At 65.3% G+C, this 24,994-nt stretch carries 26 protein-coding genes and 2 pseudogenes; 12 read left to right on the top strand and 16 right to left on the bottom strand.

The features are described from left to right. Nucleotides 1-31 precede the first annotated feature (31 nt). The 4 genes from F624_RS0106865 to F624_RS0106850 all read left to right on the top strand — a co-directional run bounded on the left by F624_RS0106865 (nucleotide 32) and on the right by F624_RS0106850 (nucleotide 1,786). The gene (locus tag F624_RS0106865; protein ID WP_027477611.1) at nucleotides 32-310 is read left to right on the top strand and encodes a DUF6378 domain-containing protein; all 279 of its coding nucleotides are present in this window, start codon (nucleotides 32-34) and stop codon (nucleotides 308-310) included. 3 nt (nucleotides 311-313) lie between these two features. Beyond that, nucleotides 314-913 carry a hypothetical protein gene (locus F624_RS0106860; RefSeq protein WP_019573537.1) on the top strand — a complete coding sequence of 200 codons (600 nt, stop codon included), beginning with the start codon at nucleotides 314-316 and terminating at the stop codon, nucleotides 911-913. Between the two features lie 2 nt (nucleotides 914-915). Then, nucleotides 916-1,383, top strand: a complete 468-nt coding sequence (locus tag F624_RS0106855; protein ID WP_019573536.1) for a helix-turn-helix domain-containing protein — start codon at nucleotides 916-918, stop codon at nucleotides 1,381-1,383. A 106-nt stretch (nucleotides 1,384-1,489) separates the two neighbouring features. Further along, the gene (locus F624_RS0106850) at nucleotides 1,490-1,786 is read left to right on the top strand and encodes a pyocin activator PrtN family protein (protein WP_019573535.1); all 297 of its coding nucleotides are present in this window, start codon (nucleotides 1,490-1,492) and stop codon (nucleotides 1,784-1,786) included. Between the two features lie 183 nt (nucleotides 1,787-1,969). Here the strand turns inward: F624_RS0106850 and F624_RS0106845 are convergent, their stop codons facing one another. Beyond that, complete coding sequence (locus tag F624_RS0106845) at nucleotides 1,970-2,434, bottom strand: DUF2846 domain-containing protein (RefSeq protein ID WP_031254335.1); 465 nt, start codon at nucleotides 2,432-2,434, stop codon at nucleotides 1,970-1,972. A gap of 314 nt (nucleotides 2,435-2,748) precedes the next feature. On the opposite strand from F624_RS0106845, the gene F624_RS36380 reads away from it, so the two are divergent. Continuing rightward, on the top strand, nucleotides 2,749-2,922 hold the full coding sequence (locus F624_RS36380; RefSeq protein ID WP_342663574.1) for a pyocin activator PrtN family protein: 174 nt from the start codon (nucleotides 2,749-2,751) through the stop codon (nucleotides 2,920-2,922). Nucleotides 2,923-3,489: 567 nt separating this feature from the next. Here the strand turns inward: F624_RS36380 and F624_RS36470 are convergent. From F624_RS36470 to F624_RS0106815, 4 genes are all read right to left on the bottom strand, one after another. Next, nucleotides 3,490-3,906 (bottom strand): DUF2846 domain-containing protein, encoded by a 417-nt coding sequence (locus F624_RS36470; RefSeq protein WP_084679438.1) that lies wholly within the window; start codon nucleotides 3,904-3,906, stop codon nucleotides 3,490-3,492. A gap of 798 nt (nucleotides 3,907-4,704) precedes the next feature. Beyond that, nucleotides 4,705-5,127: a type II toxin-antitoxin system VapC family toxin gene (locus F624_RS0106825; RefSeq protein ID WP_019573531.1), complete on the bottom strand. Its 423-nt coding sequence runs from the start codon at nucleotides 5,125-5,127 to the stop codon at nucleotides 4,705-4,707. Beyond that, entirely contained in the window at nucleotides 5,124-5,378 is a 255-nt protein-coding gene (locus tag F624_RS0106820; RefSeq protein ID WP_019573530.1) for a FitA-like ribbon-helix-helix domain-containing protein, read from the bottom strand. The genes F624_RS0106825 and F624_RS0106820 overlap by 4 nt, the downstream gene beginning before the upstream one ends. A gap of 187 nt (nucleotides 5,379-5,565) precedes the next feature. Beyond that, nucleotides 5,566-5,925, bottom strand: coding sequence for a transcriptional regulator (locus F624_RS0106815; RefSeq protein WP_019573529.1), 360 nt, complete (start codon nucleotides 5,923-5,925; stop codon nucleotides 5,566-5,568). A gap of 165 nt (nucleotides 5,926-6,090) precedes the next feature. Here F624_RS0106815 and F624_RS0106805 point away from each other — a divergent pair, with 165 nt between their 5' ends. Continuing rightward, nucleotides 6,091-6,474: a hypothetical protein gene (locus F624_RS0106805; RefSeq protein ID WP_031254331.1), complete on the top strand. Its 384-nt coding sequence runs from the start codon at nucleotides 6,091-6,093 to the stop codon at nucleotides 6,472-6,474. A 77-nt stretch (nucleotides 6,475-6,551) separates the two neighbouring features. Here F624_RS0106805 and F624_RS0106800 read toward each other — a convergent pair whose 3' ends face one another. Together F624_RS0106800 and F624_RS0106795 are read right to left on the bottom strand one after the other, a co-directional pair. Continuing rightward, nucleotides 6,552-6,857 carry an addiction module antidote protein gene (locus F624_RS0106800; RefSeq protein ID WP_019573527.1) on the bottom strand — a complete coding sequence of 102 codons (306 nt, stop codon included), beginning with the start codon at nucleotides 6,855-6,857 and terminating at the stop codon, nucleotides 6,552-6,554. A gap of 178 nt (nucleotides 6,858-7,035) precedes the next feature. Further along, the gene (locus F624_RS0106795) at nucleotides 7,036-7,803 is read right to left on the bottom strand and encodes an IclR family transcriptional regulator domain-containing protein (RefSeq protein ID WP_019573526.1); all 768 of its coding nucleotides are present in this window, start codon (nucleotides 7,801-7,803) and stop codon (nucleotides 7,036-7,038) included. A gap of 187 nt (nucleotides 7,804-7,990) precedes the next feature. On the opposite strand from F624_RS0106795, the gene pobA reads away from it, so the two are divergent. The 3 genes and pseudogenes from pobA (at nucleotide 7,991) to F624_RS0106775 (ending at nucleotide 11,323) form a co-directional block, all read left to right on the top strand. Next, nucleotides 7,991-9,175, top strand: coding sequence for a 4-hydroxybenzoate 3-monooxygenase (gene pobA / locus F624_RS0106790; protein WP_019573525.1), 1,185 nt, complete (start codon nucleotides 7,991-7,993; stop codon nucleotides 9,173-9,175). An 80-nt stretch (nucleotides 9,176-9,255) separates the two neighbouring features. Continuing rightward, a pseudogene (locus F624_RS0106780) lies at nucleotides 9,256-10,410 on the top strand (ABC transporter substrate-binding protein). A 25-nt stretch (nucleotides 10,411-10,435) separates the two neighbouring features. Continuing rightward, entirely contained in the window at nucleotides 10,436-11,323 is an 888-nt protein-coding gene (locus F624_RS0106775; RefSeq protein WP_019573522.1) for a CoA transferase, read from the top strand. 66 nt (nucleotides 11,324-11,389) lie between these two features. Here F624_RS0106775 and F624_RS32265 read toward each other — a convergent pair. From F624_RS32265 to F624_RS0106745, 6 genes and pseudogenes are all read right to left on the bottom strand, one after another. Continuing rightward, nucleotides 11,390-12,659: pseudogene (locus F624_RS32265) on the bottom strand (class I SAM-dependent methyltransferase). A 241-nt stretch (nucleotides 12,660-12,900) separates the two neighbouring features. Next, nucleotides 12,901-13,935 carry a TraB/GumN family protein gene (locus F624_RS0106765; RefSeq protein WP_157443359.1) on the bottom strand — a complete coding sequence of 345 codons (1,035 nt, stop codon included), beginning with the start codon at nucleotides 13,933-13,935 and terminating at the stop codon, nucleotides 12,901-12,903. Between the two features lie 74 nt (nucleotides 13,936-14,009). Beyond that, nucleotides 14,010-15,251, bottom strand: a complete 1,242-nt coding sequence (locus F624_RS0106760) for an MFS transporter (RefSeq protein ID WP_019573520.1) — start codon at nucleotides 15,249-15,251, stop codon at nucleotides 14,010-14,012. A 211-nt stretch (nucleotides 15,252-15,462) separates the two neighbouring features. Next, the gene (locus F624_RS0106755) at nucleotides 15,463-17,913 is read right to left on the bottom strand and encodes a YgiQ family radical SAM protein (RefSeq protein ID WP_019573519.1); all 2,451 of its coding nucleotides are present in this window, start codon (nucleotides 17,911-17,913) and stop codon (nucleotides 15,463-15,465) included. A 132-nt stretch (nucleotides 17,914-18,045) separates the two neighbouring features. Continuing rightward, nucleotides 18,046-18,489 (bottom strand): nuclear transport factor 2 family protein, encoded by a 444-nt coding sequence (locus F624_RS0106750; RefSeq protein ID WP_019573518.1) that lies wholly within the window; start codon nucleotides 18,487-18,489, stop codon nucleotides 18,046-18,048. 161 nt (nucleotides 18,490-18,650) lie between these two features. Next, complete coding sequence (locus tag F624_RS0106745) at nucleotides 18,651-20,573, bottom strand: B12-binding domain-containing radical SAM protein (RefSeq protein WP_031254326.1); 1,923 nt, start codon at nucleotides 20,571-20,573, stop codon at nucleotides 18,651-18,653. 200 nt (nucleotides 20,574-20,773) lie between these two features. On the opposite strand from F624_RS0106745, the gene F624_RS0106740 reads away from it, so the two are divergent. Continuing rightward, nucleotides 20,774-21,445, top strand: coding sequence for an ABC transporter ATP-binding protein (locus F624_RS0106740; RefSeq protein WP_019573516.1), 672 nt, complete (start codon nucleotides 20,774-20,776; stop codon nucleotides 21,443-21,445). Here F624_RS0106740 and F624_RS33970 read toward each other — a convergent pair. The 3 genes from F624_RS33970 to F624_RS0106725 form a co-directional block, all read right to left on the bottom strand. After that, on the bottom strand, nucleotides 21,432-21,557 hold the full coding sequence (locus F624_RS33970; RefSeq protein WP_019573515.1) for a DUF3149 domain-containing protein: 126 nt from the start codon (nucleotides 21,555-21,557) through the stop codon (nucleotides 21,432-21,434). The two genes, F624_RS0106740 and F624_RS33970, sit on opposite strands and share 14 nt — an antisense overlap. A 124-nt stretch (nucleotides 21,558-21,681) precedes the next feature. After that, entirely contained in the window at nucleotides 21,682-21,936 is a 255-nt protein-coding gene (locus tag F624_RS0106730) for a DUF2442 domain-containing protein (protein WP_019573514.1), read from the bottom strand. A gap of 50 nt (nucleotides 21,937-21,986) precedes the next feature. Continuing rightward, complete coding sequence (locus F624_RS0106725; protein ID WP_019573513.1) at nucleotides 21,987-23,150, bottom strand: acyl-CoA dehydrogenase family protein; 1,164 nt, start codon at nucleotides 23,148-23,150, stop codon at nucleotides 21,987-21,989. 175 nt (nucleotides 23,151-23,325) lie between these two features. Here F624_RS0106725 and F624_RS0106720 point away from each other — a divergent pair, with 175 nt between their 5' ends. Together F624_RS0106720 and F624_RS0106715 are read left to right on the top strand one after the other, a co-directional pair. Further along, complete coding sequence (locus F624_RS0106720) at nucleotides 23,326-23,559, top strand: hypothetical protein (RefSeq protein ID WP_019573512.1); 234 nt, start codon at nucleotides 23,326-23,328, stop codon at nucleotides 23,557-23,559. A gap of 176 nt (nucleotides 23,560-23,735) precedes the next feature. Continuing rightward, a complete protein-coding gene (locus tag F624_RS0106715; protein ID WP_019573511.1) occupies nucleotides 23,736-24,941 on the top strand; it encodes an acetyl-CoA C-acetyltransferase in 1,206 nt (401 codons plus the stop codon). Nucleotides 24,942-24,994 lie beyond the last annotated feature (53 nt).

Below are 24,994 nucleotides of genomic sequence, written 5' to 3'. Positions count from 1 at the left end.
ACCGGTTCCGCCGGCCTCGGCTGACAGCTTTTTGCGCACCGCTGCCGCCACGATCCTGGACCGTGGTGTGCACCGCGACACCAGCGCCGAAGGTGCCCAGCAGGAGCGCAGCATGGCGGCCACCGTGGCGGCCTTCAACGCCCTGGAGGGCACGTCGCTCACCGAGCGCCAGGGCTGGGCCTTCATGCAGGTGCTCAAGCTGGCCCGTTCCGCCGCTTCGGCCCGCAATGGGCAGTTCAACCCGGACGACTTCGTGGATGGCGCGGCCTATGCCGCCCTGGCCGGTGAGTCGGCTGTGCCGAAGGATTGAGCCATGGCAGCCGATACCTGGATGATCACGGCCCGCGGGGCCGAGCACCACCTGGCCGGTGTGGGCATGGCGGTGAACCGGTTTGAGATTCAGACCATTGCGCATGCTCTGGCGCAGATCAATCGCTTCACGGGCCATGCGGTGCGCCCCTACAGCGTGGCCGAGCACAGCCTGCTGTGTTGCGCCCTCGCCGCCCGTGAGGGCCTGAGCCCCAGCGTGCAACTGGCTTGCCTGATGCACGACGCCCATGAGGCTTTCACAGGGGATGTGGCCAGCCCCGTGAAGTGGAGCCTGCAGGGAGCTTGGGACGGCTTTGAGCATGTCCACGCGGTGCAGGTGCGCCGCTGGTACGGGTTGCAGTCGACCTTTGCCGCGCACCGGGCAACGATCCGGCACTTCGATCTGGTGGCCCTGGCCACAGAACGACGGGATCTGACGCTTTGGAATGCCGACCAGCACGAACCCTGGGCGATCTTGGACACCCCGGGCGCCGAAGTTCGGCCCGCCGCAGACAACCTGCTCGAGGGTTGGCGCGATTGCCCCTGGTCCACCTGGCGGGACCGGTTTGTTCAAACATTTCATGCGCTTCGCGCGGAGGCCTGAGCATGATGGGCCCCACCTACCAACCCAGCACCATCGCCATCCTGAAGCACCTGCAAGAGCACGGCCCGCTGACGGTGGACGAGTTCGGCAAGCTGAAGCACATCGGCACCACCGCGCCCGGCGTTCGCGTAGCCAGCATGGTCAAGCGCGGCACGGTGGCCCGTGTCGACATGAGCCGGCCTGCCCGGTACGTCATCACCAAGAGGGGTCTCGAGGCGGTCAACGCCGTGGCCAATGGCCAGGGCAACCTGTTGCCGCGCACGCTCATTCCCGTGGCACAGAAGCCGGCCATTCCCCAAACGGCGCATCTGCAGCCGGCACCGGCTTGCCGGGCGTCAGTCGAGTCCTACAAGGCGCCCGAGCTGTGGCCCTTTGATGGGCGGCCTGGTGCGATGGATGCCTTTGCACTGCCCAGTCGAATGGGAAAGGTGCTGTATTACCGCGACGGACGGATGGAGGATGCGAAATGAGCGCCCCCGCCATTGCACTGTTTATCGAATTGACGTGTGCCGATCCGTCCTCGGAGCCAACCCGGCGCCGCCTCGCTCACCCTACGCTTGATTCAGGACACCACTCATGAACACAGCCTTCCTGCTCATGGCGCAATACAACGCTCAAGCGGTGATTCCGGTTGCGGCCGTGGTGAAGGATTACTTCCCCCACCTAACGACCGAAAATTTTCTGCGCAAAGTTTCGTCCGGCGACATCACGATCCCGCTGGTGAGGATTGAACCAGGGTCTCAAAAGGCCGCGCGTGGTGTGCACCTCTCGGATCTGGCCAAATACCTTGATGATCGACGTGCAGCAGCCGTCAAAGAGGCTCGGCAACTGGCTGGGCAACCAGTGCATTGGTCTCAGAAGCAGGCTACATAGCCAACAAGCTAAAAAAGCAGAATTTGCGACTGATGCGTTGGCATCGATTGGCAGCACAAGCAGTCACCCGTTCTCGCTCCTCCCATTTGCTTTTATGCCGTTGGACTTGACAGTTTGGAACTGTTCTGCCACTAGCGAGGAGAAGGCAATAGGGTTTTCGTTGCCATTCTCCAAGAGAAGTGTTTACTTGCTACACGTCCCTGGCTGCGCCAGACCCAACCGGGCCACATCGGCTTTGCCTTGTTCCTCGGGGATCAGCTCCAAGTCTGCTCCAGCCACAAATGCACCCATCTTAATGTACTGCCGAATAAAGTAGTTCTTGCCGGCGTCCATGATGACCTCCAGAGAGTTGGGCGAGAATTCTGACTCGGTTTCGATTTTGTGCTTCTTGCCGCCTTCGACTTGGGTGTAGAAAAACACATCGGATGCGCTCTCACCAAGGCATTTACCGTCAATCCATATATCCTTCTTCAACGCACTTCCAAAAAGGCCGTTTCGGTATACATAGAGACCTGAGCTCCCCGAAATTGGAGCTGCAAACTGTTTTACCTTGTCGGCTTCCTCCTTCTTAGCCATGTTGACAGAAGCACAGCCAGTCAGCGTCAAGATGGAAACAGCTAAACCGATAATTCTGTAATTAATTTTCATTTAATGACTTCGAAACCGTTGTGAATTTCAGGGCAAGACCTGGCTTAGGTCCGGTTCCTGGCCACCGCACACCATGGCAGTGGCCTAGCCATTATTACACTTGTATCAATACGTAATACACAACAGAGCTTGGCTCATGCCTCAGCGGCCGCCACTTGCCAAGTGGCCGCACTATCATCACTGATCTTGATTGAAATTTCGCACGGCCGATGAGTGCTTGCAAGGAGGCCGTTGTTAGACAATCCTTAACCCATGAACACCGCCTTCCTGCTCATGGCGCAATACAACCTCGGGCCGTGATTCCTGTGGCATCAGTGCAGAGCGACTACTTCCCTCACCTGACCGCCGAGAATTTTCTGCGCCAGGCTTCGGCCGACGGCATCCAGATTCCACTGGAGCGAATTGGGCCAAGTTCGCAGGAAGCCGCCGAGGTATACACCTCACAGACTTGGCCGAATACCTTGATGATCGACGCGCCGCCGCAGTGAAAGAGGCTCGGCAGCTTTCGAGCCAGCCAACTCATTGGTCCCACGAGGGAGATACATAGCCAAAGCGGCTAGCGCCGTGAGCGCGAGATGCTACGTTGTCCGATTCGTACTGGTCTGTGGTTCGCGTTAACTGGCCCTAGCCTTCGGACGTTACCGGTCAAGCGTTACTAGCAGCCGTTGCTCGGGGTGAGCCCAACGACAAAATCTTCAGTGTTCAGTTGAGGCTCAGCAACCTCATGCAGGGTGACACACGTGCCGATCAGCAACTGACCTTCAGCCCTCGCCTTGACGTCTCTACCGTCAAGAAGCCGCACGGTGTACAAGCGCCATGGTGTCGCGACCGGGGTAAAGTATGGCAATGGGATGGGCCCCAGAGCCATATCACTGCGGCGCTGCTGGGGCGTCGCTTCCTCAAGGGCCGCGACCTCAAGGATGCGCCCTTTTCCAACTAACCTGGGAGTGGCACACCCTGTAATCAGGCTGGCTAACAAAAAAGCAACCGTGAGTGTTTTCAAAAGAGTCATTGAATCGCACTCGCATCAAAATGGGACAGTAGGTTCGTCGTTCTCACTCAAGCGCCTTGGTTTCTTGTAGCTCAACCAACGCGACCTCTGGTGGGATGTTATCGAGCGAACGAACCACACTACCCGGGACCGTATAAAGCCCGCTACTTCTTAGCTCCATGGTGTACCGGAAATAGAGCGTTTTGCCCGGCTCAATATTGATATCAACTCCTGTCGGCTGAGCACTTTGGACCACAACAGTATGGTGGCCGGGTGTAAGTTCTCTTCGAAGGTAGCCGCCATTCTTCATTACTGCAACTTTAACCCCGTCAATCAGGATTGGCGGAGTAAGCCCTCCAGCCGCAAAAGCTGGCAGTCGATATAGATAGACCGCTCCAAGAGAAGGACTCGGAGCCTTAGATTCGCTAAAGGCAGGCCCGTAAGCTCCACAGCCCCCCCAGCGCGAGGGGCAGGACCACACATGCGGCGAGGCGAGTCAGGAAATGGCCAGAGCCCGTGAGCTTGAGAAATTTGATGTTCATGTCAATTTGGCGCGCACTTGTGCAAATTGGAGGAAGGTGTGAGGTGACTGCTATTGACTGAATTCCGTCGCGTATCCAAGTGACGTGGGTGGCCCGAGGCCGTCACCGTTTTAAATCGGAAGCATACACTAAACGTGCAAGCCCATTCGGGGCGCCATTCTGGGTATTTTGAGCAAAAGCTAGATGATGACCAATTGCAGCCGTGGCCGCACGGCTGGCATCTTGCCAGACCTCCGGCGCCAAGTGGAACATCAGACGCTGGCGAAGTGCTACCAAACGTCCTGCCCCATAACCCCGAAAAATGTCGTAACAGCCTTCGCGACGAGATGGCCCGGGGCCTCAATCTGTGCACCCCAGTCCCACGAAAGTGCTACATGGGCAATCACAATAAACCCAACCAATTGATTCCATTGAGTTTTTTATTTCATTCAGCCCAATCCATCATCGGTGCAACGCTGAGCCGGTGCATGCTGTAGGAGGGCTGTTCTCCTCTGAGATCGTTGCCTGGCGCGGCTGTCAGGTTCACGTCGAATTACCTGATTTGGGGGTCTATTGGATCTGCCGGTGCTCCATGAGGTGCTACCAAAATGGCGAGTAACACTGGCAAGGGGGGCGATTTTCTCATGCATGAGAAACAGGGTTTCAGAGCGAGGACTCCACTCGCTTTTCCAGACTTTCAGAGCGCAGAGCCCGGCCTGAGCACAGGCCTCAATGCGGCCCCTGCTGCGTGAGCAGGTTCATGCCTGCGCCCAGGGATTGATGACGGTGACGCCCGCCGCCTCGAACGGACTGGTGTCTCGGGTTGCGACAGCGAACCCATTGGCCGCGGCGATCGCCGCAATGTAGCCATCGGCGGGGGCGACGGCCAAGCCAGCGCTGCGGGCTTTGGCCATGAGTGCCGCATAGGCCTGGGTACAGGCCAAGTCAAAGGGCAGCACGCGGCCGGAGAACAAAGGCAGCACACGCTTTTCCAAGTTTTCTTGCAGGCCTGCGCGCCGCTTGCCGGCCGGCAGCAGGGCGACACCTGCCCGCAACTCAGCGACCGTGATGGCGGAGAGGAACAAGGTCTCCATCGCCTGGGCGTCGATCCACTCGATGACCCGTGGTTCAGGAGCGTGCCGGAGCGGCTCTGACAGCACGTTGGTATCAAGCAAGATCATTCGAAGCTCACCTGGCGAGCAGGCGCCTTGTCACGCACTGACTCGAACACCGAGAATTCTTCATCGCTCAGCTGGGCTTGCCGGCCCAGGTCGGCCAAGAGCGAACCCAGCTTCACGCGCCCCTTCGGGCTGATCGCTGACTCCAAAATCTCGCGCACCTCGGCCTCCATGCTCTGGCCGTGCAGGGCAGCACGGACGCGGAGCGCACGATGCACTTCCTCGGAAAGATTGCGAACTGTCAGCATGGCCATGACGATCCCCTTGAATGCATTCAATGCATGCATTTTACAGTCACGCATTCAGCTCTAACCCACGGTCGCCTTGATCGTTGGATCGGCCCCGAACTAGACGCCCCGGGTGGCTCCGGGCGCTCCGCGAACTGATCCCGGGGCGGGGCGTCGGCCCATTCGCCCTGCGGCGCCCTACAGCGCGCGAGACTCAAGCCTTTTGGCGGCCATGCTCGGCGACCAGGGCAAGCATTCGCCGGACAAGCACCTGGTCCTCTGGCGTGGCGGCGCGGTAGTCCGCCAGTAACTCTGAGTCCTCAGGTGACAAGGATTGGGCTGGCGTAGGTGTGCGCTGGCCGGTGAGAACATAGAGAACATCAGCGCCCATATCAGCTGCTTGACTTAGCGCCAGACCGTTCGGAAATTGTTCACCCTTCTCCCAGGCCAACAGGGTCCGACGCGAGACACCCAGGCACGTCGCCATGGCTTCTTGCGACAGCGCCAATCGATCACGCTCCACTCGGAAGCGCTCACCCACCTTTGGGTAATTTGTCTCACTCGAAAAAATCATTGCGCGATTTATCTCGCTACAGTCACTCAACTGGTAGGTCCATCATTCCTCAAACAGGATAGCGCACGCCATGAGCGCCTCGCTTCGGGCCGAGCGCAGCCTGTCCCCTGGCCTGCACCCCTGGCCGCCAGCCGTTGCCACCGACTGAAAGGAACCCCGCCCCATATGCCCGTTGATTCCCCTGTCCGTCCGGGCCCGGCCCGCTGCCACGTGATGACCATGGCCATGAACCAGTGTGTGAAGGCCAACGTGGCGACGGCATCGTGTGACGCAGCCTGCCGCCAGGCTGCCGATCTGGCCCTGGAACTGGAGGATACATTCGGGCGCCTGCAGGAGGCGCATCTGGCGCAGGCCTGTCTCAGCGGGCTGCTGTCGCCGCTGGGCCTGCTCGAGCAGCCCGAAGACTTCAGCGTGCGGCCGGATGAGTTGCGTGCGCTGTTGCGGGTGCTGCAGGCCGAGATGGAGCGCCGCGCCGGCGCGGTCGGCGAGGCGATCGGGGCCTTGCGGTTGGCGCGGCAGGCGCCTTCGGTGCGGCCCGAGGTGGCTTGAAGCTGGCCGGCTGGGTCATGCCGGCGACCATCCAGTCGGCCCCTGCTCCAATCTGCAGGAGGCCTCATCAGGCCCCGTCAGGCATCGGCCGGCAGTGCCACCAGTTTCACCCCCAGCGCCGCGCACACCCGGGCAATGGTCTCAAAACGGGGCTGTGCGTCGGGGCGCAGGGCTTTGTACAAGGCCTCGCGGCCGATACCACTGGCCTTGGCGATCTCGGTCATGCCCCGGGCCCGGGCCATGACGCCCAAGGCCTGTGCCAGAGCCGCTGGATCGTTCTCCTCCAGCACCAAGGTCAAGTAGGCGGCCAAGGAATCTCCATCTTTCAGGTACTCGGCGATGTTGAATTCAGGCAGCTCAGACACTTTGATTTTGGGGCTCATGGGGCTTCACTCCTCGACGGTGGCGGCCAAGCGTCGAAAGCAAGGAGGGTTCTGACCGTGCACACGCGAAAATCGTACTCGATCGAATACATTCTCGACACCCAACCAGTGATCGGCAAGTCTGGGTGCCAGTTTCGGCCCCCAAGCCAGTTCGCACAACACGTCCGATGGCGCCTCATCACAACAGCGCCCTCACCTCCCGAGCCGCCTCTTGCAGCAGCGGCAGCAAGGTCTGCTTGAGCGTCTCGGGCGGATGGGCCTGGGGCGAGGCCACCACGTTCAGCGCTGCCACCGTGCGCCCCTGCATGTTGCGCAGGGGCACGGCCAGGGCCAGCACGCCCAGTTCGTGCTCTTCGGCGGCGATGCAGAAGTCGTCTTCGCGCACCTGGCGCAGCAGGCGGCGCAGGGCGGTGGGCTGTACGGTGGTCTGGGGGGTCAGGCGGGCCAGGGTTCGGTCTTTGAGCCAGGCACTCAGCTCCGCCGGCGCCAGCGCGGCCAGCAGCACCCGGCCGGTGGAGGTGGCGTGGGCCGGCAGGCGGGCGCCCAGGTGCAGGCCGTAGGCCAGCAGGCGCGCCGGTGAGCCATACACCCCGCTGCGCGCCACGATGACCACCTCATCGCCCTCCAGCACCACGGCCGAGAACGACTGCTGGGTCTGGGCGGCCAGGCGGTTCAGCGTGGGCTGCATCACGCGCGGCAGCCGGGCCGAGGCCAGGTAACTGCCCGAAAAGCGCAGCACCTTGGGCGCCAGCCAGAAATAGCTGCCGTCGCTTTCGAGGTAGCCCAGGTGCTCCAGGGTCAGCAGATGGCGGCGCGCTGCGGCCCGGGTGATGCCGGCGCGCTGGGCGGCCAGTGTGGCATTGAGGCGCTGGCGTTCGGTGTCGAAGCTTTCCAGCACGGCCATGCCCTTGGCCATGCCCTCGATGAAGTCGGCTTTGGCGATCATGAAAGGTGTCTTTGAGTGAGGGGTGGGCGGGCGGGCCTAGGTTGATACAGATCAATGTTGCGCGATGATCGCACAAACCGACCAATGATCGCACAAAGCCACCCTGCACTGGCTATCGCTGGGCGGCCCGGACTTTTACGCTTGCGGGCAACCCATCACCCATCACACAGCCCCCAAGGAGACATCCATGCGCACCCAAGTCGCCATCATCGGCGCCGGCCCCTCCGGCCTTCTGCTCGGCCAACTGCTGCACAAGGCCGGCATTGACAACATCATCGTCGAGCGCCAGAGCGGGGACTACGTGCTCAGCCGCATCCGTGCCGGTGTGCTGGAGCAGATCACCATGGACCTGCTGGAGCAGGCCGGCGTGGCCCAACGCGCCCATGCCGAGGGCCTGCCGCACCATGGCATCGAGCTGCTGTTCAAGGGCGAGCGCCACCGCATCGACATGCACAAGCTCACCGGCGGCAAGCAGGTGATGGTGTATGGCCAGACCGAGGTCACCCGCGACCTGATGGACGCCCGCGCCGCCGCCGGCCTGAGCACCGTGTACGAGGCCAGCCAGGTCAGCCTGCACGACTTTGATGGCACCCAGCCGCGCGTGCGCTATGTGAAGGACGGCGTGACACACGAGATCGAATGCGATTTCATTGCCGGCTGCGACGGCTACCACGGCGTGTCGCGCGCCAGCGTGCCGGCCGGCTCCATCCACGAGTACGAGAAGGTCTACCCCTTCGGCTGGCTGGGTGTGCTGGCCGATGTGCCGCCGGTGTCTGAAGAGCTGATCTACGCCAACACCTCGCGCGGATTTGCCCTGTGCAGCATGCGCAGCCACACCCGCAGCCGCTACTACCTGCAGGTGCCCTCCGAAGACAAGGTGGAGAACTGGACCGACGCCCTGTTCTGGGAAGAACTGGCCCGCCGCCTGGACCCGGCCGCGCGCGAACGCCTGGTGACCGGCCCCTCGCTGGAGATGAGCATTGCCCCGCTGCGCAGCTTTGTGGCCGAGCCGATGCGCTTTGGCCGCCTGTTCCTGGCGGGCGACGCGGCCCACATCGTGCCGCCCACCGGCGCCAAGGGCCTGAACCTGGCCGCCTCCGACGTGGGCTACCTGTCGGGTGCGTTGATCGAGCACTACCGCGAGCACAGCGCCGCCGGCATCGACCACTACTCGGCCCGCTGCCTGAGCCGCATCTGGAAGGCCGAGCGCTTCTCGTGGTGGTTCACCTCGCTGATGCACCGCTTCCCCGAAACCGGCGAGTTCGGCCAGAAGATCCAGGAAGCCGAGCTCGACTACCTGATCCACTCCGAGGCCGCCTCGACCTCGCTGGCTGAGAACTACGTGGGCCTGCCCATGGTGCATTCGAACTGAGCCCCGCGCAAAGTGACCGGCGATTCAATTTGACAACCAGCCGGTATAGTTCACTCCGATAGCAATTCGGAGACAACAACATGCGCCTTGACCTGCCCACCGCAGGCCGGGTTGCGCGCCGCTGGCTGCCTGTGGCAGCCTGGCTGGCATGCAGCCTGTTCACCACCGCCCAGGCTGCCGACGACATCGTGGTGGCCCAGATCGGCCCCTTCACCGGCCTGCCCTCGCCCGATGCGCCCGACATCAACACGGGGGCCAAGGCCTACTTCGAGCAGGTCAACCGCAGCGGCGGCATCAATGGCCGCAAGATCACGCTGTTCACCCTGGACGACCGCTTCACGGCGGATGGCTTCAAGGCCGCCCTGCCCCAGGCGCTGTAGCGCAAGCCCGTGGCCTTGCTGTCGCCGGTGGGCTCGGCCGCCATGAGCGCCGTGGTGCGCGAGAACCTGCTCGACAACGCCAACCTCATCGTGGTCAATGCCGTGCCCGGCGCCGATGTGCTGCGCAAGCCCGGCCATGCCCGGCTGTTCCATGTGCGCGCCAGCGACCGCGACCAATACGCCCGCATGCTGGAGCACGGGCGCACCCTGGGCGTGAGCACGGTGCATGTGCTGCACCAGGACCTGCCCATTGGCGTGCAAGGCCTGGCCGCCCTCAAGGAACTGGCCCCGGGCTTCGGCTACAAGACCATCGAAGGCAGCCAGGCCCAGCACAACGACGACAGCCTGGCCGCGGCCGCCAAGGCTACCCAGGCCGCGGCCCCGCAGTCGGTCATCGTGATCGGCTCGCCCCGCTTCATGGCCGATGCCGTCAAGCAGCTGCGTGAGGCCGGGTACGGCCGCTCCATCATGGCCTTGTCGTACCTGTCGGCCCCCTTGCTGGTCAAGGCGGCGGGCGAGGCCGCGGCCCGCGGCGTGGGCATTGCCCAGACCTTTCCCAACCCCAACGGCCGCGGCCTGCCTTTGCAGGCCGAGTTCCAGGCCACCATGGCCCGCTTTGCGCCCGAGGCCAAGCCCTACACGGCGTTTCAGCTGGAGGGCTACCTGAGCGCCCGGGTGCTGGTCGAGGCCCTGCGGCGCGCCAAGGGCAGCGGCCCCGAAGCGCTGGCCGACGCCCTGCATGCCGCCGGTGAGCTGGATTTTGGCGGCTTCAGGCTCAACTTCAGCAAAGGCAACACCGGCAGCCAGTGGGTCGAGATGAGCGTGGTCGACGCCACCGGCAAACTGCGGTATTGATGGCTGTTTCAGGAGACATGGACCCATGAGCAACCCGAACACCCCCACCTTGCAAGGCACGCGCATCCTCAGCCTTGCCTTGAACCTGCCCGGCCCCGCCGCGCTGATGCGCTGCCGCGACATGGGGGCCACCTGCACCAAGCTGGAGCCGCCTCCGCGCCACGGCGTGCCGGCCGACCCCATGGGCGCCTACAACCCCGAGGCCTACCAGACCATGCACCAGGGCCTGCGCACCGTGCATGCCGACCTCAAAACCCCCGAGGGCCAGGCCACGCTGCACGCCGAGCTGGCCAGCACCGATGTGCTGATCACCTCCTTCCGGCCCTCGGCCCTGCGCAAGCTGGGCCTGGCCTGGCCCGAGCTGCAGGCCCGCTACCCGCGCCTGTCGCTGGTCGAGATCGTGGGGGCGCCCGGCGAACGCGCCGAAGAGCCCGGCCACGACCTGACCTACCTGGCCGAGGCCGGCCTGGTGCCCAGCCTGGAGCTGCCCCCCACCCTGTTTGCCGACATGGCCGGCGCGCTGCAGGCCAGCGAGGCCGTGCTGCAATGCCTGCTGCAGCGGGTGCAAAGCGGCACCGGCTGCCGCCGTGAAGTGGCCCTGAGCCAGGCCGCCGCCTGGCTGGCCCTGCCCCGCCACTGGGGCCTGACCCGCCCCGAGGGCGCCGTGGGGGGCGCCCACGCCGGCTACCGCGTCTACCGCTGTGCCGACGGCCGCGTGGCAGTGGCGGCGCTGGAGCCGCATTTTGCGCAGTCGTTGTGCCGCGCAGCCGGCATCGAGGCCGCCGACCTGAAGGCCATGTTCGCCCCCGAGGTGCACCGCGCCGTGGCCGCCTTCATCGGCAGCCAGACCCGGGCCCAGCTTGATCAACTGGCCATCGAACACGATGTGCCGCTGTACACGCTGGCCGACTGAGCGCAGCGGCATGCTCAACCGACCGAGCGCAGAGGCGCTCTCGACCAACCGAGCGCAGCGGCGCTCTCAAGCCTCGTACATGTAGGCGCGGTTGAAGGGGTAGACCGAGCTGGCCCCAATCAGGGCCTCAGCTGCAAAGCCGGGCTGAGGCCGGATGGCCAGCACCTGGTGCAGGGCGATCCAGCCCTGCTCAAAAGCCAGCGCCGAACCCGCCAGGTACAGCCGGTAGGCACGCAGCGTGCGCTCCACCTGCTCTGGGCCGAGCGTGCGGCCCAGCACCTCGCGCGCTTCGCTCAGCTGCGACTCCAGGCCATCGGACCAGGCCCACAGGGTTTTGGCGTAATGAGGGCGCAGGTTCTCGGTGTCCACCATCTCCAGGCCGCCGCGGGCCGCATCGCGCAACACCGTGCTGATGTGTTCCAACTCACCCCCCGGGAAGATGTACTTCTCGATGAACTCGCCCATGCCGGCGCCCAGCTGCAGGTTGTCCGTGCCCCCGGCCGTGATGCCGTGGTTCAGCACCAGGCCACCCGGACGTACCCGCAGGGCCACCTGGGTGAAGTAGCCCGTCAATTGGGCCCGGCCCACATGCTCGAACATGCCCACCGAGGCCACCTTGTCAAAGACTTCGGCCGCCGGGAGTTCGCGGTAGTCACACAGCAGCACCCGCACGCGCGAGCCCAGCCCCAGGGCCTCGATGCGGGCCTGCACATGGGCGTGCTGATGGCGTGACAACGTGATCCCCGTGGCCTGCACGCCGTGCTGCTGGGCCGCCCACAACAGCAAAGCCCCCCCAGCCACAGCCGATGTCCAGAAAACTCTCGCCAGGGCGCAGCTGCAGCTTGCGGCATATCAGCTCCAGCTTGGCCTCCTGCGCCTGGGCCAGGTTCAGATCGGGGCTGCGGTAGTAGGCGCAGGAGTAGACGCGCCGCGGGTCGAGCCAAAGCGCAAAAAACGCATCCGACAGGTCGTAGTGGAACTGGATCTGAGCCCGATCCCGGCTCAGCGTGTGGGCTGCGGCTGAGTGCCAGCGCTGCATCAGGCGCCGTGGCAAGCCGCCCGGCGCCGCATCGGCCGGGTTGTCGCGCAGCAGATCGGCCGCCACGCGCATCACCTCGCGCATGCTGCCCTGCACGCGGATGCGGCCCTCGACAATCGCCTCACCCACCGTGCCGATGCGGCCCAGCGCCAGGTCCATCAGGCTGCGTGGGTCTTCCACCCGCAGGGCCACGGGGGCGTCCGCAGGCCCCAGGCGTTCGCCCGAGGGCAACTGCAGCATCAGGGGTGTCGACAAGGCGCCCAGGCGATCATGGATCAGGCGCAGCCACTTGTTCATACCAGGCCTCCCGTCAAAAGCGACTGCTTCAACGGCCGGGTGCGGCCCGCTGCCCTGCCCCGGGCGGCGGCCCCACCCCAGGCCTCGCAACAGGCGCATGTGGTACCTGGCGATGATTCTAGGCCGGGCCCCAAAATACTGCCCGGCTGCCCTGATTTTTCACCCGTTCGTCAACAGGAGAATCCCTGAGCAAGGGTGAGCAGGGCCGTCAATGCCCCGCTGCCAAGGCGGGGCGAGAGGGTCAGCGCAGGCGTTCCACCTGGTAACCACGCTGCTCCAGCAGCTTGGGCAGGCCGGTCGGGCCCACCATGTGCAGCGAACCCACGGCGGCAAACACCTTCTTGCCGTCGCTGTGCAGGCCGTCCACGCGGTCAGCCAGGGCCGGGTTGCGGTCGTCCATCAGCTTTTTCATCTGGCTGCGGTCCAGCGGGGTCTTGAGGCAGTCGCACCAGTCGGCGTAGTGCTCCAGCGCGTCCAGGTCGCCCTGCTCCCAGATCTGGGCCACGCGCGACAGCAGGCGTCGGGTCTGACCCCGTTCGATCTCGGTCAGGGTGCGGTTGACCAGATTGGCGGCTTCGGCGTCGTTGCTGCCCAGCAGCACCGCCAACTGGCCGGAGGCGGATTCGAGCGAGACCACCGGACGGTCGTTGCCGCGCGCCAGCACGGCCAGCATGATCTCGGTGCCAAAGCTGGGCTGCAGGCCGTCGCGGCGGCCGGCCAGGAAGGTCAGGCTGAGGGCCTGGATCTCGGGCGGGGCCGAGCCCAGGGCGGCCTCGGGCAGGCAGTCGGCCAGCCAGCGGGTCTTGAGACGGGCCTGCAGTTCGGCAGGCAGGTTGCGCTTCACGCCCTGGGTGACGGTGGCCATCTCACGCTGGATGGCCGGGTCCAGTGGGTTGATCTCGATGCCCGTCACGTCGGTGCTGTCCAGCGCCTGCTGGATCTTGGGGCCGGGGGCCATCCACTCGGCCTTGCCGGCATGGAAGGTGCCGTACAGGTAGGAGCTGTGATCGCCCTTGGTGATCTTCCAGAGAAAGCCGCGGTCGGTCGCGTGCTCCGCCGCCTGGCTGAACAGCTCGGGCGAGAACGGGGCCGGCAGCGGCGGGCAGCTGACCGGCGCCTTGGCCGCCTTGGCCTCGGCCGGTTTGGCAGCCGCATGGGAGTGGGCCGGCTTGGTGGCCGCCCAGGCCGTACCGCTCAGCAGGCACAGACCCACCAGGGCCCAGCGGCGGCAGGCCGAACCAGCGGCCGTCGATGACAGGGGCGAAAGAGAAGGCATGAAAATGTTCATGCCCGGGATGTTGCCACGACTTGAGGGGCCGCTCGCACGGGAGCCTCAACTTTGCCGCAGGCTCACGACAAGGCCAGACGACGCGCGATGCGCTGCGCCAGCAGCAACCCGACCAGACAGCAACTGCCCGTGACAGCCCAGGTCCATTGCCAGCCGCCGGCCAGCCCAGCCACCCATCCCACCAGTGGCGGACCGGCAAACTGCCCCAAGGCCGAGCATTGGGTCATCCAGCCCACGGTGGTCGAGATGGCGTTCTCACGTGGGGCCAGCCGAACGGCCAGGGAGAACAGGCTGCCCGGAATCAGGCCGCCCATCATCGAAAACACCAGCAAGGCCCCATAACGAAGCCAGGGCGCCAGAGGCCAGAACGACTCAAAGGTGAACCACGCCCCCAGGGCCATGCTGGCGAAGCCCCAAGTCAGCACCCGGGCCGCCGGCACCCCCCGCTGCAGCAGAACCCCGGCGGCCAGGTTGCCCACGATGTTCGCTGCCGCGGCCAGGGCCGTCAGAACGGCCGTCCAGCCGACGCCCAGGTCGGATGACGCATAAATCGAGGGCAAAAACCCCATCACGGCCTGCCATTGCGAGGCGTAGAAGGCAAAGCTCAGCGCCACCAGCCAGGGGCCCTCGCTGGACAGGGTGAGCCTCAGCACCCCCAAGCCCTGCATCAGCCCGGGTCGGCGGGCCTTTGGCACGGCCCCCAACCCGGAGCGCGCCCGGGCCGCATCCGAGGGCACCCAGACCAGGGTGGCCACGGCCATCGCAGCCGACAGCGCCGCCATCAACCACCACCATTGCGGCCAGCCCATCAGCGGCAGCAGCAGCGGCCCGCCCAGCAAGGCCAGCGCCGTGGCCAGCGGCATGCAGATGCCGAACACGCCCAGCATGAAGGGCAGATCGTGGGCGCTGACCAGTTGGCGGATCAAACCCGCACAGGGCATGAAGACCAGCAGAAAGCCAACGCCCTCCAGGGCCCGCAGAAACAGCATGAAACCGGCCTCCGGCACCGCGGGGCCCAAGGTGCTGGCCGCCACCAGCAGCGCCAGGCCGATCAGCAGGCAACGGCGCAAGCCCCATTGGTCAGCAAACAGGCCCAGCAACGCCCCCAGCAGCATGGAGGCCACCTGCACCGCCGACAGCAGAAAGCCCGCCTGCACCAGCGACAAGCCCAATTCGGTACGCAACAGGGGGACGGCCGGCGCCAGCTTGGCCACATGCAGGGCTGCCGACACACCCGCGGCCACCACCAGGCAAGCCGCCCCAAGGCCGCCGGAGCTCTTGCCCAGGCCATTTTCGAAAGTCACATCTGCCGTCAAACCGCACCTCGCAGGTACCCGCAGGGCCCGGCCAGGACGGTCGGCCGGCTCGGTGGCGAAACCCACACGCATGGAGCATGTTCGCAGCCACCCCGGAACTACCGGCAACGGGCAGGCGCCAGCGTAGTGGCGCGCGCCGGCGCGCAGGTTTCAAATTCTGGCGCTCTGAAACAAGGCCTGTGCGGCCTCAGCGCGGGCCTCAGCGTGGACTTTTGCGCCCAGGTTTGGGTTTGCCAGCCCCGGTGCCTGCGCGCGGAGGCAGTCCGGTGTGCTGGGTCAGGATGCGGCCCTTGACGGGCGCGGCCGGCGCGTTCGGCTTGGCGCCCTGGCCCAGCGCAGGGCCGCGGGCACCGCGGGGCGCCACGGCGGCAGGCACAGCCTTGCCGGTCGGCCGCGCCGGGGCCTGGGTGGAGTTCTTGCGACGGGCGCTCTGGTAGCTGCCGTCCGTCATGGGCTGGAAGGTGGGGATCAGGTGTTGCTTGCCGTTACCAATGAGGTCGGCCCGGCCCATGGCCTTGAGCGCCTCGCGCAGCAGCGGCCAGTTGTTGGGGTCGTGGTAGCGCAGAAAGGCCTTGTGCAGCCGGCGGCGCTTCTCGCCGCGCACGATGTCCACCGACTCGCTGTCGGGCGTGATCTTGCGCAGCGGGTTGCGGCCGCTGTGGTACATGGCCGTGGCGCTGGCCATGGGGCTGGGGTAGAAGGTCTGCACCTGGTCGGCGCGAAAGCCATTGCGCTTGAGCCACAGCGCCAGGTTCATCATGTCCTCGTCGCTGGTGCCCGGGTGGGCGGCGATGAAGTAGGGGATCAGGAACTGCTTCTTGCCCACCTCTTCCGAGAACTTGTCGAACATCTGCTTGAAGCGGTCGTAGCTGCCAATGCCCGGCTTCATCATCTTGGTCAGCGGGCCCTGCTCGGTGTGCTCGGGCGCGATCTTGAGGTAGCCGCCCACATGGTGCTGCACCAGCTCGCGCACGTATTCGGGGCTCTTGACCGCCAGGTCGTAGCGCAAGCCCGAGCCGATCAGGATCTTCTTGATGCCCTTGAGGGCGCGCGCGCGGCGGTAGATCTTGATCAGCGGGTCGTGGCTGGTGTTGAGGTTCTGGCAGATGTCCGGGAACACGCAACTGGGCTTGCGGCAGGCGGCCTCGATCTCGGGCGTCTTGCAGCCGATGCGGTACATGTTGGCGGTGGGGCCGCCCAAGTCGGAGATCACGCCGGTGAAGCCCTTGACCTTGTCGCGGATCTCTTCCACCTCGCGGATGATCGAGTCCTCGGAGCGGCTCTGGATGATGCGCCCCTCGTGCTCGGTGATCGAGCAGAAGGTGCAGCCGCCAAAGCAGCCGCGCATGATGTTCACGCTGAAGCGGATCATCTCCCAGGCCGGGATCTTGGTGGCGCCGTCGTGGCTGCCGGTTTCGTCGGCGTAGGCCGGGTGCGGGCTGCGCGCGTAGGGCAGGTCGAACACCAGATCCATCTCGGCGGTGGTCAGGGGGATGGGCGGCGGGTTGATCCACACGTCGCGCGCGGTCACGCCCTCACCGTGGGCCTGCACCAGGGCCCGGGCGTTGCCCGGGTTGGTCTCCAGGTGCAGCACCCGGTTGGCATGGGCGTACAGCACCGGGTCGCTCTTGACCTGTTCATACGAGGGCAGGCGGATCACGCTGCGCTCACGCGGCGGCACCTTGACGCGGCCCTGCAGGGCCGGGTTGGGCACGAAGTTCAGGGGGCGCACATTGGCTTGGGCCGCAGCAGCGGCACCAGCCTGTGGCAAAGCTTTGGCCTCAGCCTCGCTGGCCACGGCCTGGGCTTCGTCCTCGCGGGCGCAGGTGGCGCCTTGCTCGCGCGCCTGATCCGAGATCATCAGGTAGGGGTTGACGTGGGCCTCCACGCGGCCGGGGGTGTCGATGCGGGTGGAATCGATCTCGAACCAGCCCTCGGACGACTCGTCGCCACTGCGGCGGATGAAGGCCGTGCCACGCACATCGGTGATCTTCTCGACCGGCTCGCGGGCGGCCAGGCGGTGCGCCACCTCGACGATGGCGCGCTCGGCATTGCCGTACAGCAGCAGGTCGCACTTGGCATCGACCACGATGGAGCGGCGCACCTTGTCGCTCCAGTAGTCGTAATGCGCAATGCGGCGCAGCGAACCTTCGATGCCGCCCAGCACGATGGGCACATCCTTGTAGGCCTCGCGGCAGCGCTGGCTGTACACGATGGCGGCGCGGTCGGGGCGCTTGCCGCCCACATCGCCGGGGGTGTAGGCGTCGTCGGAGCGGATTTTGCGATCAGCCGTGTAGCGGTTGATCATCGAATCCATGTTGCCCGCCGTCACCCCGAAGAACAGATTGGGCTTGCCCAGCACCCGGAAGGGGTCGGCGCTTTGCCAGTCAGGCTGGGCGATGATGCCCACGCGAAAGCCCTGGGCCTCCAGCATGCGGCCGATCACCGACATGCCGAAGCTCGGGTGGTCCACATAGGCATCGCCGGTCACGACGATGATGTCGCAGCTGTCCCAGCCCAGCTTGTCCATTTCCGCGCGGCTCATCGGCAGGAACGGCGCCGTGCCGAAGCGGGCCGCCCAGAACTTGCGGTAGCTGTTCAGCGGTTTGGCGGCGCGCGCGAAAAAGGAAACGTCAACGGGGGCGTTCATGGAGGGGCTTCTTGGGGATAACCCTTCATTTTACGGGTGCAGCCCCTTCGAACGGTCTTGCCAGTACAGACAGAAGGGCTAAGCGCCACTTGAACAGGCTTGCCCAGGCCCCACGGGGAACGTCAACAGACCCTAGTGAACCGAGCGCCCCAGCATGCGACGCGGCACGGTGGCCTGCTCAGGCACGGGGTAGGTGCTTTCGTACACCTTGATCTGGGTGATCTGGCCGGCCAGCACCGTGAAGTGAAAGGCGAAGTCGACCCGCATCAACTCGTCATTGGCATTGAGCCGGGTCTCCAACTCGCCCGTGGCGATCGCGTGGCAGCCCTCGGCCAGCACCTGCTTCACCGCGAAGCGCTGAGGCGTAGCGCGGCGGCGGTGCTGGGTGATGAAGTCGGCCACCTGCTCACGCCGACGGGCGGGCCCGCTCCAGGGGATGACCAGCGAGTTGTGCGGGATGTCCCAAACGATCTCGGGCGCCAGCAAGGCCGCCAGGCCTGCGTCAGCCTCGCCGGCCTTGACCTGCTCGAAATAGAGCTGAACGATGGCACGGGTCTGCTCGGTGAGTGTTCCCATCAACAAGATGGTCGGGCAATTCTGAAGGTTCGACATGGCAGCAAGCACCCCAGGTTCGGGCGGGCTTGGCAGCCCGCTGAAATGATTTTCAAATCATTGTCGCAGAATAAGTCAATTTTAAATTGATAAATTGACCTGCCGATGGCTGCAAATTCGGGCCTTCAGTCCCAGTGGGTCTGGGCCAGGGCCCGCGCAATGGTCTGCCGCTTGACCGTGGGCTTGGGCACATGGAAGTCAAACCAGCTGCGCACATCCTGCTCCAGCCCGATGCCATGCATGTAGTTGTAGATGGCCTTGCGCAGGCCCTCGCCCAGGGCGTCATGGTCCACCCCGGTCGGGTCGCGGAACGCGATGTCGTTGCGGGCAAACTGGCCCGGCGGCAGCGGCACCAGGCTGATGCCGTAGTCCTGCGGGTTCTGCCCCACGGGCGAGTGCACGGTGCACACAAAACGGTGCCAGAAACCCGACTGGATGCAGCCGTTCTCGAACAGCTGGCGCACGTACTCCAGTGCATCCACCGTGTCCTGCACCGTCTGGGTCGGAAAGCCATACATCAGGTAGGCATGCACCAGAATGCCCGCATCGGTCAGGCTGCGCGTCACGCGGGCCACCTGCTCAACCGACACGCCCTTCTTCATCAGCTTGAGCAGGCGGTCGGACGCCACCTCCAGGCCGCCGGAGATGGCAATGCAGCCGCTGTCGGCCAGTTGCTGGCACAGCTCGGGGGTGAAGGACTTCTCGAAACGGATGTTGCCCCACCATGAGATCGAGGTGCCGCGGCGCTGCAACTCCTGCGCCAGCGCCTTGAGCGACTTGGGCGGCGCCGCTTCGTCGACGAAGTGGAAGCCGGTCTGCCCGGTCTCGGCCACGATGGCTTCGATGCGGTCGACCAGGGTGGCGGCGCTGGCCGTCTCGTAGCGCGAGATGTAGTCCAGGCTGACGTCGCAGAAGCTGCACTTCTTCCAGTAGCAGCCATGGGCCACGGTCAGCTTGTTCCAGCGCCCGTCGCTCCACAGCCGGTGCATGGGGTTGAGCATGTCCAGCAGCGACAGGTAGCGGTGGATGGGCAGGCCGTCCCAGGTGGGTGTGCCCACCTGCTCGAACGGCACCTCAGGCTGCTCCAGGTGCAGCCATTGCACCTGGCCCGTGGCGGCATCGCGCACAAAGGTGCGCACCAGGCGCTGCCGCGAACGCCGGCCCTGCAGGTGCTCCAGCAAGGCCAGCAGCGGGCTTTCGCCGGCGTCCAGGGTCACGTAGTCGAAGTAATCAAACACCCGGGGCTCGGCCAGCTCACGCAGCTCGGTGTTCACAAAGCCGCCGCCCAGCACCGTGACCAGGCCCGGGTGCCGCGCCTTGATGGCCTGCGCCACCCGAAAGGCGCCGTACACCGCCCCCGGGAAGGGCACCGACACCAGCACCACCGTGGGTTCGTGCCGGGCCACGGCCTGCAAGGCCAGTTCGCACAAGGTCTCGTCCACCAGATTGCGCGGTGCCGCCAAGGCATCGGCCAGCGGGTCAAAGGTGGGTTGCGCGGCGGCCAGCGATTCGGCATAGCGCACAAACTCGAAGCGCGGGTCCACCGCATCGCGCAGCACGTCAGCCAGGTCGTTCAGGTACAGCGTGGCCAGGTGGCGCGCCCGGTCTTGCTGGCCCAGGGCGCCAAAGGCCCAGGCCAGGGGGTCTTCGCCCTCCTCGGCCAGGTATACCTCCAGCGACTCGAAGCGCGGGCCCTCGGGCAGAAACTGGCGGCCCGCGATGCGGTGCGCCAGGCTCAGGTCGCGCCCTTGCAGAAAGCCGATGGTGGGCTCAAGCGTGGCCACATAGCGGTCGAACTGGTCCAGAAACAGGTTCACCCGGGCGCTGCGCTGCGCCTCGGAGCCGGCCTCGATCACGGCCCGCACCTCGCGCAGGCCGGCCGCCGAGAACAGCTTGAGCACCAGGGCCAGCGCCAGGTCCTCTTGCCGCGCGTCCAGCCCCTGGGCGCGCAAAAAGCCGGTGAGGTAGGCGGTGGACGGGTAAGGCGTGTTGAGCTGCGTCATCGGCGGGATGACGGACAGGATGCGGACAGCGGCGGGAGACGACATGGGAAAAGACAAGGGAGGCAGGCAGACAGGCGAGGAAAGCACCCCGGAAACGGGTCGGCGGACGCGCAAAACGCCCGCCAGTTGATGCGATGATCATAGGCGCTGCCGCCGGGTGCGCCGATCCCGCAACCGATCAACCCCACCAACCCACCCCGGTCGTGGCCCTGCCCTTGTGCTTTCATTTCAGCCCTAGCCCCACCATGGCCCTCACACCCTCGCCCGTGCTGCAGATTGAGCAGCTCTGCTTTGAATACCCGCCCCACAAGGGCCAAGCCGCCGTGCCCGTGCTGCAAGGCTTCAGCGCCAGCTTGCCCCCCGGGGTGACCTGGGTGGGTGGCGACGAAAGCCGTGGCAAAACCACTTTGCTGCGCCTGCTGGCCGGAGAGTTGCGCCCCCAATCTGGGACGCTGGCCCTGAACACCGGGCCGACAAGCCTGAACCCTGCCCACGCGGCTTGGGCAGCGGAGGTGGCCTGGTGCGATCTGCGCGGCCCGGCACACGACCCGCTCTACCCGGCCGACTGCTTTGCCCGGCTGCAACAACAGCACCCGCGCTTCGACAGCGCCTTGCTGGCCCGGATGATCGAGGGCCTGGACCTGACGCCGCACCGCGACAAGGCCTTGTACATGCTGTCCACCGGCACCCGCCGCAAGGTGGCGCTGGCCGGCGTGCTGGCCAGCGGGGCCAAGCTGATGCTGTTGGACGACCCGTTTGCCGCGCTGGACAAGGGATCGATCGACTTTCTGCTGGAGCACCTGCGGCAACAGGCCCAGGCGCCCGCCGACCGGGCCTGGGTCCTGGCCGCCTACGTGCCGCCGCGCGGGGTGCCGCTGGCCGCCCACATCGATCTGGACGCGCTCAAGACCCCTTGATCTTGTTCAGAAACAGGCGCAAAAAGAACACGCCCATGCCCAGCATGAACACAATGCCGCCCAGGCTCATCAGGCCATAGTCGGTCGAAATCAGGTCAGTGAAAGCCTTCATGGGAACACCCTTTCTTGTAGTGGATGCACCCACTGTCGGCGCCTGCAGGCGCCCTGCCCTTGCGAATTGTCAAGGTAGGCCAGGGGCTTGAGCGGTCACTGATGAAGATCAAGGAAAAACGCGTTCAGCGCAACACCCATTCACCTTGAGCCTTGATCGCCGTGTACATCGCATCAGGCGCCAAATCCAGATCGCCCGGCCAGGCCACCGCCCCGTCGGATATATACGCTTGCTGAAAAATGATGGGGTCCCGGAGGATGGAAAAAACACCTGTCAGGTGGCTCGGCTCAAACTGCACTTTGCCTACTGTTCCGTCCGCAAACTGTACGCGAAGGGCAAGAGGGGCAATCGGCTTCACATCAACAACATCCCACTCCATATCAGACCTCACTGCAAGGGTTCAATTGAACGAGTGCCCGCCCCAACCCTTCAGCGCCCGCCGATCCCCATCGCCCGGGTGATCACCTCTTTCATGATCTCGTTGGTGCCGCCATAGATGCGCTGCACGCGCGCGTCGGCGTAGGCGCGGGTGATGGGGTATTCCCACATGTAGCCGTAGCCGCCGTGCAGTTGCACGCACTCGTCCATCACCTTGCATTGCAGGTCCGAGCACCAGTACTTGGCCATGCTGGCGGTGGCGGTGTCGAGCTGGCCGGCCTGCAGCAGTTCGATGCACTTGTCGACGAAGACGCGGGCCACCTGGATCTCGGTCTGCAGTTCAGCCAGGGTGTAGCGGGTGTTCTGGTAGCTGGCCACGGGCTGGCCGAAGACCTTGCGCTCTTTCACATAGGCCAGGGTCCAGTCGATGGCCGCCTGGCCCGCGGCCACGGCGCCGATGGCGATCTGCAGGCGCTCCCAGGGCAGTTGCTCCATCAGGCAGATGAAACCCCGGTTGAGTTGCGCGGCACCGCCCAGCACGTTCTCGGCCGGCACACGCACGTTGTCGAAGAACAGCTCAGAGGTGTCCTGCGCCTTCATGCCGAGCTTTTTCAGGCGCTTGCCCTTCTCGAAGCCCGGCATGCCGCGCTCCACCAGCAGCAGGCTGGTGCCCTTGGCGCCCGCGGCAGGGTCGGTCTTGGCCACCACGATCACCAGATCGGCATGCCAGCCGTTGGTGATGAAGGTCTTGCTGCCATTGAGCAGGTAGCTGCCATCGGGCTGCAGCAAGGCCGTGGTCTTCACGCCTTGCAGGTCGCTGCCGGCACCCGGCTCGCTCATGGCGATGGCGCCCACCAGCTCGCCGCTGGCCATGCGCGGCAGGTAGTGCTGCTTCTGCGCCTCGGTGCCGTAATGCAGGATGTAGGGGGCCACGATCTCGTTGTGCAGGCCAAAACCGATGCCACTGAAGCCGCCGCCCGACAGTTCTTCCATCTGCGCCACCGAGTACAGGCGGTCGGCCCCGGCCCCGCCGTATTGCTCGGGCAGGGTCATGCACAAAAAGCCGTTCTCACCCGCCTTGCGCCAGACCTCGCGGTCCACATAGCCCTGCTCTTCCCAGTCGGCGTGAAAGGGTTCGATCTCCTGCTTGCAAAAGCGCCGAAAACTGTCGCGGAAGGTCTCGTGGTCGGGACTGAACAAGGTGCGCGCAATCATGGTGGTGTCTCCTGTCGGGCGTGGCGCCCATTTATGAAAAGCAGCTGCTTTGTAAAATTATGCCGTGAAGCAAGGCCTGAATCCATACGCCGTCTTTACAAGGTTCACGCTTCAGTTACCTGCGCCGCTGCCGAAAACCCGGTAAGCCACTTCACAACCCTGCCTGGAGCCCCGCTTGAACGTCACCAACGCCATCGCACTGAACGTTGCCGTCAACGTCCTGGAGAAGCCCATCTCCCAGGTGGCGCACGCCTTGGGGGTGCCCAACAGCGTGGACGTGCCGGCCCTGGTGAAGGGGGCGGCCACGGTGGCGCTGCTCTACAGCATGCCCACGGCCGCCGCAGCCGGACTGCTGACCGTGGGCAGCGCCACCGGCATGCTGGGCAGCCAGCTCGACGTGTTCGCCTGATCCCAACGACAGCGACAGCGACTGCGCCGCCACGGCGCCCGTCCCGCCACGGACTTTTGCTTTGTCTCCATTTTTACAGAGCACTTGCTTGGTAAAAAATATACTGATGGGTCCAATCACCCATTCGGCTGCCGCAGGCCTGTGCCCGCCGGCAGCCCAGCCCCTGGAGACAAGCCATGACCGAAGCCTATGTGTTCGACGCCATCCGCACGCCGCGCGGCAAAGGCAAGAAAGACGGCAGCCTGCACGAAGTCAAGCCGGTGAACCTGCTGGCCGGCCTGCTCAACGATCTGCAGTCGCGCAACGGCTTTGACACCGCCCTGGTCGACGACGTGGTGATGGGCATCGTGTCACCCATCGGCGAACAGGGCTCGGTGCTGCCCAAGGTGGCCGCGCTGAAAGCCGGCTGGGATTTCCGCTGTGCCGGTGTGCAGGTGAACCGCTTCTGCGCCTCGGGCCTGGAGGCGGTCAACCTGGCGGCGCAAAAAGTGCGCTCTGGCTGGGAAGACCTGGTGGTGGCCGGCGGGGTGGAGAGCATGAGCCGGGTGCCCATCGGCTCGGACGGCGGCGCCTGGGCGCAAGACCCCGAGACCAACTCGGCCACCCTGTTCGTGCCGCAGGGCATCGGAGCCGACCTGATCGCCACGCTGGACGGCTTCAGCCGCGCCGATGTCGACGCCTTTGCCCTCGAATCGCAGCGCCGCGCCACCGCGGCACGGGCCGCCGGCTACTTCTCGCGTTCGGTGGTGCCGGTGCGCGACTTTCTGGACCAGGTGATCCTCGAAGAAGACGAATTCATCAAGCCCCACACCACGCTCGAAGGCCTGGCCGGCCTCAAGCCCTCGTTCGAGCAACTGGGCGCCATGGGCTTTGACGCGGTGGCGCTGCAGCGCTACCCCCAGGTCGAACGCATCCACCATGTGCACCACGCCGGCAATGCCTCGGGCATTGTCGACGGGGCCGCGGCGGTGCTGATCGGCTCCGAGCAGGCCGCCCGCCAGCATGGCCTGACACCGCGCGCCCGCATCGTGGCCACGGCGCTCAGTGGCGCCGACCCCACCATCATGCTGACCGGCCCCGTGCCGGCCACCCTGAAGGCGCTGGCCCGCGCGGGGCTGAACATCGGGCAAATCGACCTGTTCGAGGTCAACGAGGCCTTTGCCGCCGTGCCCATGCGCTTCATGAAAGAGTTGGGCGTGCCGCACGACAAGGTGAATGTGAATGGCGGCGCCATCGCCCTGGGTCACCCGCTGGGGGCCACGGGCGCCATGATCCTGGGCACCCTGATCGACGAGCTGCACCGGCGCCAGCTGCGCTACGGCCTGGCCACGCTGTGCGTGGGCGGCGGCATGGGTATTGCCACCATCGTCGAGCGGCTGTGAAGCACAGCCCCTTCCTCTGCATTCACCCCCAGAACACCCCGACGGAGACACGG

The sequence above is a fragment of the Curvibacter lanceolatus ATCC 14669 genome (assembly GCF_000381265.1).
GTDB classification, from domain to species: Bacteria; Pseudomonadota; Gammaproteobacteria; order Burkholderiales; family Burkholderiaceae_C; genus Curvibacter; species Curvibacter lanceolatus.
The sequence above is the reverse complement of the archived record's forward strand: the minus strand, read 5'-3'. Positions and strand labels throughout refer to the sequence as shown.